The following is an 8,072-nucleotide window of genomic DNA, read 5'->3' on the forward strand; positions in this document are numbered from 1 at the left end:
CGGTGGAATTAGTGACATGCAGCGCACCAGCAGACAAACCATGGCTTCCGTTATCGTTGAAATTTACAGTGGAATTTTCAATCGCAAAGTGAGAGCCATTGGAGCCGTTGCCGAGGCTGTTGATCACATCGACCTGCGAGTTCTTGATCGTTGCAGTAAAAGTACCTGTAAATCCGGAACGATTGTGATCGGAAACGAAGGTGGAATCAGTAATGTTGACGTTATATCCGCCATCACCACCGTCCCATTCCAGAGCGTCGTTGGGATAGTTCGAAATTTTTAAGGACGAATGGTTTTGAAGGGTGAGCTTGTTGTTACTGCAAAAATAGATGGCGTGGGGCTGGCCGGAAGCGCCGGTAGCATCCATAACCATTTGGGTGTTATCCAACGTCAAAGATGCGTCTTTGCTTGCACAAATTGTCATCCAGCTCCATTCCACGTAGGGGGTGGAACCGATGCCGTTCATTACGACGTTCAGGTTCCTAAACGTCAACGCCTTGCCCCACAGTGCGATACCGTTTTTGGTAAAAGTGAGTGTCGGCATCGTTTCGAGACCATCTGCAGCCTGAATTGTCAGCGACTTGCTCAGGTCCATGCCCTTGGTAGTGGCATCTGCCAGCAGTTCAATGGTGGCGCCATCTTCCGCTGCCTTTACGGCTTCGTCCAACGTTGCGTAGGGGGTGTCGCCAATCTGAGCAACAGAATTTTCCACAAAAAGGGTTGTATCAGATGTGGAGGGCGTAGACTCTGTGCCGGAAACAGTATGATCAGAACCCTGCGATTCACTTTCGTTGCCACCAACTACAGTATTGGGTGCGGGGGTTTTTTCCGCAGGTTCTTCCGTTTCGGCGGGAACAGTGGTGTCGGTGGTGTCTTCCCCTTCGGCGGCCGGTTCTTCAACAGCCGGAACAGGTGTGGCAGTAGGGGCGGGGGAAGCAGCCGGAGTCTCGGCGGGCTGCGCGTCGCCAGTATCCGTGACGGTGGCAGGCTGTTCGGTGCTGTCGGTAGCTGCCGGTGTGGCAGTGGGTTCAGATGCTTCTTCGGTGATGACGGTGTTTTCCGGGACAGGCGTCTCGGCCCAGACTGCTGAAGGCATCATGGCCGTCAGCATCGCCAAAGCACAGATCATACTGGCGATGCGTCTTGCGTGGCGTTTCATCGGGTGATTTTCCTCCTTTGACTACAAAGCAGATGTTTGTACCGGAAATTTCCGGATGTGGTTTTACTACCACGAAATAAAGAATACGTGGTAGAACGGCGGGTAAAATACAGCAGCCACAAAAGTGCCTGCTGTATTACCTTATATATAATACCTGAGCATGATAAAAATTGCAAATCAACTTTTGCCGAAATTGGACAACTTTTTTTGTACAAAAACACAAACAAGCCGCATAGCCATAAGCAATATCCGATGCAAACAAAAACAGGGCGCGTGATTAAATTCCACATTTTTGGGTATATTTTTGCACTTTTTGTAAGAATTTAGCAAGATACTGCGATTGACAAAAGAAAAATGGTTTATTATAATGAATAAGATTTCGGGTATAAACGATGGCGTTTGTGCAGCCGCAACCGCCATCGGCTTTTTTATTCTCTTCTCTGTCCACGTACGGCGCACAACCGTGTTTGCTGTGCGGCGTACAGGCGGCCGGAAGCACCTGAATGACGCAAATTTGTATTCCATAATGAAACGGAGTGGCACATCACAATGGCGAAGTACGTCATCAAGCGCGTGGCAATGGGCATCTTCAGTGTGTTTATTGTGGCGACGCTTACCTTCTTCATCATGAACCTGGTCCCCGGCGGCCCGTTCGTGTCTGAAAAATCCATCAGTGCGGCCGCCCAGCAGGCCCTGAACGAAAAGTACGGCCTGGACAAACCCCTGGGCGTGCAGTATGTGAACTACATGAGCAGCCTGCTGCACGGCGATATGGGCCTGAGCCTGAAACAGCGCGGCCGTACCGTCAACCAGATCATTGCCGAAAAACTGCCCGTCTCCTGCCGGACCGCCGGCATTGCCGTGGCGGTGGCGCTCTGCCTTGGCATTCCCATGGGCTGTTTTTCCGCGTACAACCGCGGCAAATGGGCCGATAACATCATCATTGTGCTGGCCACCTGCGGCATTGCCATACCCAGCTTCATATCCAGTGTATTGTTACTATATACCTTCGGTATGAACCTGAAACTGCTTCCAACGGTAGGTTTGAATGAACCGGCCGCCTACATCATGCCGGTCACGGCGCTGGCCATCTACCCCACCGCGTACATCACCCGTCTGATGCGTTCCAGCCTGCTGGACGTTATGGGCCAGGACTATATGCGCACCGCCCGCGCCAAGGGTGTTTCCAGCGTGAAGATCCTCTTCAAGCACGCGCTGCGCAACGCCATTCTGCCTGTCGTCACCTACGTAGGCCCCATGCTGGCCGCCCTGATGACCGGTTCCTTTGTGGTGGAAAAAATCTTCACCATCCCCGGCCTTGGCCGCGACTTTGTTTCGGCCATTACCAACCGTGACTACACCCTGATCATGGGCACCACCATTCTGCTGGCTACCATGGTCATCATCGCCAACGTGATCGTCGATATCCTGTACAAGATCATCGACCCGCGCATCAAACTGAAGTAAGGAGGGCGCAAGCGATGGAAAATCTGAAAAAGAATCCGTTGAGCCTGCACCTCAACGTGGACGACTTCATGCCCGCCACCAACGACGAAAAGCAGAGTCTGGTGGTCATGCGGGAAAGCGTCAACTTCTGGAAGGACGGCCTGCGCCGCCTGCGGAAGAACAAGATCGCCATGGTCAGCCTGGTGGTCATCATCCTCATTGCCATTTTTGCCTATGTGCTGCCCGCTGTCTGGCCCTACGGCTACGACGAGCAGATCAAATACAGCGAGAACCTGGCCCCCTTTGAGTACAGCGAAAAGGAACTGGCCCGCATTGCCGAGGGCGAAAGCGTCTTCCCCCACATTCTGGGCACCGACCGCTCCGGCCGTGACTTTGCGGTTCGTCTGATGATGGGCACCCGTGTCAGCCTGTCCGTCGGCCTGCTGGCCTCGGTGCTGGTGCTGCTCATCGGCGCCACCTACGGCGCCATCTCCGCCTTTGCCGGCGGCTGGGTGGACATCATCATGATGCGCATCACCGATATTTTGTATACGATACCGGACATTCTGCTCATCATTTTGCTGGGCATGGCCCTGAAAGACCCGCTGGAAGCCATTTCCCAGCAGCCCGGTTTTGGCTGGATGCAGAAGCTGGGCCCCAACATGATCTCCATCTTCATCATCTTCGCGCTGCTGTACTGGGTCAGCATGGCCCGTATCGTCCGCAGCCAGGTGCTGACCCTCAAGGAGAGCGAGTATGTTACCGCCGCCCGCGCCCTGGGCGCTTCCAGCGGCCGTATCATCAAGCGTCACCTGCTGACCAACTGCATCGGCACCCTGATCGTCACCACCACCCTGCAGATCCCCTCCTCCATCTTTACCGAGAGCTACCTGAGCTTCCTGGGTCTGGGTGTTGCGGCACCCATGCCGTCCCTGGGCTCTCTGGCCACCGACGCCGTCAAGGGCATGAACACCTACCCGCACCTGCTGCTGGCCCCCGCGCTGATGATCAGCGTGATGATCCTGGTGTTCAACCTGTTCGGCGACGGCCTGCGGGACGCTTTTGACCCGAAACTGAAGAACTAAAAAGAGGGGAGAAACAGACGCTATGAGCGAAAAAATTCTGGATATCCAAGAAGAACGCCTGTCTTTCTTCACCCCCGCCGGTGAGGTCAAGGCACTGAACGGCGTTTCCTTTGCCATGAACCAGGGCGACGTGCTGGGCATCGTGGGCGAATCCGGCTCCGGCAAGTCGGTCACCGCGTACTCCATCATGGGCCTGACCGCTTACCCCGGCAAGCTGGTGGGCGGCAAGATCTGGTTCAACGGCCATCAGATCGACCAGATGAGCGAGAAGGAATTCCGCAAGATCCGCGGCAACGAAGTCTCCATCATCTTCCAGGACCCCATGACCAGCCTGAACCCGGTGTACACCATCGGCAACCAGATCGTGGAAGTGATCCTGCTGCACACCAAAAAGAGCAAGAAAGAGGCGTGGGAACGCGCCAAGGAATTGCTGGAACTGGTGGGCATCAACGAGCCGGAACGCCGGCTGAAACAGTACCCCCATGAGCTTTCCGGCGGTATGCGCCAGCGCGTGATGATCGCCATTGCCCTGGCCTGTGAGCCCAAGCTGCTCATTGCCGACGAACCCACCACCGCCCTGGACGTGACCATCCAGGCCCAGATCCTGGAACTGATGCAGGACCTGCGCAAAAAACTGGGCATGAGCATCATCATGATCACCCATGACCTGGGCGTGGTGGCGTCCATGTGCGAGAAGATCGCCGTTATGTATGCCGGCCACATTGTGGAGTACGGCACCACCGACGAGATCTTCTACAATCCCCAGCACGAATACACCAAGGGCCTGATCAACTCCATCCCCAAGCTGAACGCGGCGGAGAAGGAGCGCCTGGTGCCCATCGAAGGCATCCCCGTGGACCTGCTGAATCCGCCGGCGGGCTGCCCCTTTGCCCCCCGCTGCAAGAGCTGCATGAAGGTCTGCCTGCGGGAGATGCCGCCCCGTACCGAGCTGAGCGACACCCATTACACCTACTGCTGGCTGCGCCAGAAAGAAGAATTTGAGAAAGGAGGCAAAGCCGAATGAGCGAAGCGAAGAACCTCGTGGAAGTCCAGCACCTGCAGCAGTATTTCCCGGCAGGGGGCATGGGCAAGAACAAGCGCTACGTCCAGGCTGTGGACGATGTCAGCTTTGCCATCCGCAAAGGCGAGACCCTGGGCCTGGTAGGCGAGTCCGGCTGCGGCAAGACCACCACCGGCCGCACCCTGCTGCGCCTGTATGAGCCCACCGACGGCACCATCATCTACGACGGCAAGGTGCTGTTTGACAAGAAAAAGAAAATCGCCGTGGACATGCTGCCCTACCGCCGCCGCATGCAGATCGTGTTCCAGGACCCCTATGCCAGCCTGGACCCCCGCATGACCATCGGTGACATTGTGGGCGAAGGCATCGACATCCACAAACTGGCGGCCAACGACAAGGACCGCCACGACCGCATTATTGCCCTGCTGGAGCGTGTGGGCCTGAACAGCGAGCACGCCAACCGTTACCCCCACGAATTCTCCGGCGGTCAGCGGCAGCGCGTGGGCATTGCCCGCGCCCTGGCGGTCAATCCCGAATTCATCGTCTGCGACGAGCCGGTTTCGGCCCTGGACGTTTCCATCCAGGCGCAGGTGGTCAATATGTTTGAGGACCTGCAGCAGGAGATGGGCCTGACCTACCTGTTCATCGCCCATGACCTGAGCGTGGTCAAGCATATTTCCAACCGCATCGGCGTTATGTACCTGGGCAAACTGGTGGAGCTGGCCGACAGCTTTGAGCTGATCTCCCACAGCGTCCATCCCTACACCCGCAGCCTGATTTCGGCCATTCCGGTGGCGGACCCCAAGACGGCCCGTGCGTCCAAGCGCATTGTGCTGCAGGGCGATGTGCCCAGCCCCCTGAACCCGCCCACCGGCTGCCGGTTCCGTACCCGCTGCCCCTATGCGGATGAGCGCTGCGCGGCGGAAGTGCCCCAGTTCAAAGAGGTGGGCCCCGGCCACTGGGCTGCCTGCCATCATTTGGATAAAGTGGCGGATTAACGAGAAAATCCGGGGAATGTGCGCCCCGGGATCTTCTGCCCGGTGTGCGGTTTCACAGGACCGTCACAAAACAATTACAAAAGCTTTTGCGCCCTTGTATGTGCCGGTCCGCTGGGTTATAGTTATGGTATTCATTCCGAAGGAATTTCCGGAGGGATTGGGTATAGTACTTTTATCAATTGGAGGAAAAACCACATGAAGATGAAGAAATTTGTCGCTGCGGCGCTTGCCGGCTGCCTGGCAGTTTCTCTGGCTGCCTGCGGTTCTTCTGCGTCTACTTCGACGGGAAGCACCGGCGAGACCGCCGAGGCTGCTACGGAAGCCACCGCCACCGGCGCAGGCATCACTGTGCAGCTCGGACCTAACCCCGAGACGCTGGACCCTGCCCTGAACAGCACCGTTGACGGCGCCAACACCATCATCACCATCTTTGAGCCGCTGCTGCTCATCGACGAGAACAACGAGGTCATCCCCGGCCAGGCTGAGAGCTACACTGTCAGCGAAGACGGCCTGACCTGGACCTTCACCATGCGTGACGGCCTGAAGTGGAGCGATGGCACCGACCTGACCGCCAAGGACTTTGAGTACAGCCTGAAGCGCCTGGCCGATCCCAACACCGCCGCTCCCTACGCCGAGACCGCTGTCGGCATGATCGCCGGCTTTGAGGAGGCTCAGGGCAACCCCGACCCCGAGACCGGCGAGCAAACCACCACGCCCAACCCCGATGCGCTGCAGGTCACTGCCAGTGAGGACGGCAAGACCCTGACCATCGTGCTGAGCTACCCCTGCTCTTACTTCGACAAGCTGGCCGCTTTTGCTTCTCTGAGCCCGGTCCAGCAGGCCACTGTGGAGGCCAACGGCGATGCCTGGTGCACCAGCCCCGAGACCTTCGTCAGCAATGGTCCCTACAAGATCACCGAGTGGGTCCCCAGCGAGCGCATCGTGCTCTCCAAGAATGAGAACTACCTTGGCGGCTGGGATACCAGCAAGATCGTCACCGACACCATCACCCTGCTGCTGCTGGAAGACTCCAGCGCTGCTTACGCCGCTTACAACACCGGCGAAGCCCTGCTGATCAAGGACGTTCCCACCGACGAAATCCCCAGCCTGACCAAGGCCGAGGACGGCGGCGACTTCTACACCGACGCCACCCTGGGCACCTACTACATCAGCCTGAATGACCAGCGCGAGCCCTTCACCGATCCTCTGGTCCGTAAGGCTCTGAGCCTGGCCATCGACCGCGAATACGTGGCCAATGTCATCATGCAGGGCACCTACAGCCCCGCTTACAACCTGGTCGGCCCCGGCATCGTGGATGCTGAGGACGGCACCTACTTCATGGACAACGCCAACGGCGGCGAGCCCTACATCAGCGAGGACTACGAGGCCAACCTGGAAGAAGCCAAGAGCCTGCTGGCCGAGGCTGGCTACCCCAACGGCGAAGGCTTCCCCACCGTCACCTACAGCGCCAACGATTCCGGCTACCACATCCCCGTGGCTGAGTACCTGCAGACCGCTTGGGGCGAGCTGGGCATCACCGTGAACATCGAAAAGGTCGAGTGGAGCAGCTTCACCTCTCAGCGCCGCGCCGGTGACTTCGACATCAGCCGTAACGGCTGGCTGATGGACTACAACGACGCGTCCAACATGCTGGAACTGTTCACCACCGGCAACGGCAACAACGACGGTAAGTACAGCAACCCCGACTTCGATGCTGCCATCGAGGCTTCCAAGGTTGCCGACAAGACCGAGCACTTTGCCAAGCTGCATGAGGCTGAGGACATCCTCATGGAAGACATGGGCTGCATCCCCGTTGCTTACTACAACGACTTCTGGCTGCAGAGCCCCTCTCTGCAGGGCACCTGGCACAGCCCCTACGGCTACTGGTACCTGCAGTACGCTTACGTTGCTGAGTAATCAAATCAGCCCTGTAAGGCGTAAAACCGTACAATAAAAGCCGCCCCGCTGTTTTTGCAGCGGGGCGGCTTTTTGCGTTCGGACGCGAAAAAAGGCCCGGTCGTGGGACAGGGCCTTTGAATTTGGAGTTTCTTTGGTTCTTTCTTTGCAAAGAAAGAATATTCCTGCCGCTTACCGACTTACTCGAACTTTGCCCCCAGGGTGGCGGCCATCACGGCCTTGATGGTGTGCATCCGGTTTTCCGCTTCCCGGAACACGATGGACTGGGGACCGCTGAACACCTCGTCGGTAACTTCCATCTCGGCACGGCCGAACTTCTCGCCCATCTCCTTGCCCACGGCGGTCTTGTGGTCGTGGTAGGCGGGCAGGCAGTGCATGAACACCGCCGTGGGCTTGGCTTTGGCCATCAGGGCGGCATTCACCTGGTAGGGGGCCAGGGCTTCAAT

5 protein-coding genes and 2 pseudogenes are annotated in these 8,072 nt (G+C 57.6%); 5 read left to right on the forward strand and 2 right to left on the reverse strand.

Annotation, left to right across the window (positions count from 1 at the left end):
* Positions 1 to 1,159, reverse strand: a pseudogene (locus tag H6B10_RS10795) (hypothetical protein); the annotation flags it as partial.
* A 549-nt stretch (positions 1,160 to 1,708) separates the two neighbouring features.
* Here H6B10_RS10795 and H6B10_RS10800 point away from each other — a divergent pair.
* The 5 genes from H6B10_RS10800 to H6B10_RS10820 all read left to right on the forward strand — a co-directional run bounded on the left by H6B10_RS10800 (position 1,709) and on the right by H6B10_RS10820 (position 7,626).
* Positions 1,709 to 2,626, forward strand: coding sequence for an ABC transporter permease (locus tag H6B10_RS10800; protein WP_204651615.1), 918 nt, complete (start codon positions 1,709 to 1,711; stop codon positions 2,624 to 2,626).
* 14 nt (positions 2,627 to 2,640) lie between these two features.
* Entirely contained in the window at positions 2,641 to 3,690 is a 1,050-nt protein-coding gene (locus H6B10_RS10805; RefSeq protein WP_204651616.1) for an ABC transporter permease, read from the forward strand.
* A 22-nt stretch (positions 3,691 to 3,712) separates the two neighbouring features.
* The gene (locus H6B10_RS10810; protein ID WP_204651617.1) at positions 3,713 to 4,714 is read left to right on the forward strand and encodes an ABC transporter ATP-binding protein; all 1,002 of its coding nucleotides are present in this window, start codon (positions 3,713 to 3,715) and stop codon (positions 4,712 to 4,714) included.
* Complete coding sequence (locus tag H6B10_RS10815) at positions 4,711 to 5,709, forward strand: ABC transporter ATP-binding protein (RefSeq protein WP_204651618.1); 999 nt, start codon at positions 4,711 to 4,713, stop codon at positions 5,707 to 5,709. Before H6B10_RS10810 ends, H6B10_RS10815 begins: the two co-directional genes overlap by 4 nt.
* A 195-nt stretch (positions 5,710 to 5,904) precedes the next feature.
* Positions 5,905 to 7,626, forward strand: coding sequence for a peptide ABC transporter substrate-binding protein (locus H6B10_RS10820; RefSeq protein ID WP_204651619.1), 1,722 nt, complete (start codon positions 5,905 to 5,907; stop codon positions 7,624 to 7,626).
* Positions 7,627 to 7,805: 179 nt separating this feature from the next.
* Here H6B10_RS10820 and H6B10_RS10825 read toward each other — a convergent pair.
* Positions 7,806 to 8,072, reverse strand: a pseudogene (locus tag H6B10_RS10825) (ornithine carbamoyltransferase); the annotation flags it as partial.

It is taken from the genome of Gemmiger formicilis, from assembly GCF_016901605.1.
GTDB classification, from domain to species: domain Bacteria; phylum Bacillota; class Clostridia; order Oscillospirales; family Ruminococcaceae; genus Gemmiger; species Gemmiger formicilis_B.

Excerpts from the sequence above, each read along its gene's own strand:
- H6B10_RS10800 (WP_204651615.1), top strand. The coding sequence starts at position 1,709 with ATGGCGAAGTACGTCATCAAGCGCGTGGCAATGGGCATCTTCAGTGTG.
- H6B10_RS10805 (WP_204651616.1), top strand. The coding sequence starts at position 2,641 with ATGGAAAATCTGAAAAAGAATCCGTTGAGCCTGCACCTCAACGTGGAC.
- H6B10_RS10810 (WP_204651617.1), top strand. The coding sequence starts at position 3,713 with ATGAGCGAAAAAATTCTGGATATCCAAGAAGAACGCCTGTCTTTCTTC.
- H6B10_RS10815 (WP_204651618.1), top strand. The coding sequence starts at position 4,711 with ATGAGCGAAGCGAAGAACCTCGTGGAAGTCCAGCACCTGCAGCAGTAT.
- H6B10_RS10820 (WP_204651619.1), top strand. The coding sequence starts at position 5,905 with ATGAAGATGAAGAAATTTGTCGCTGCGGCGCTTGCCGGCTGCCTGGCA.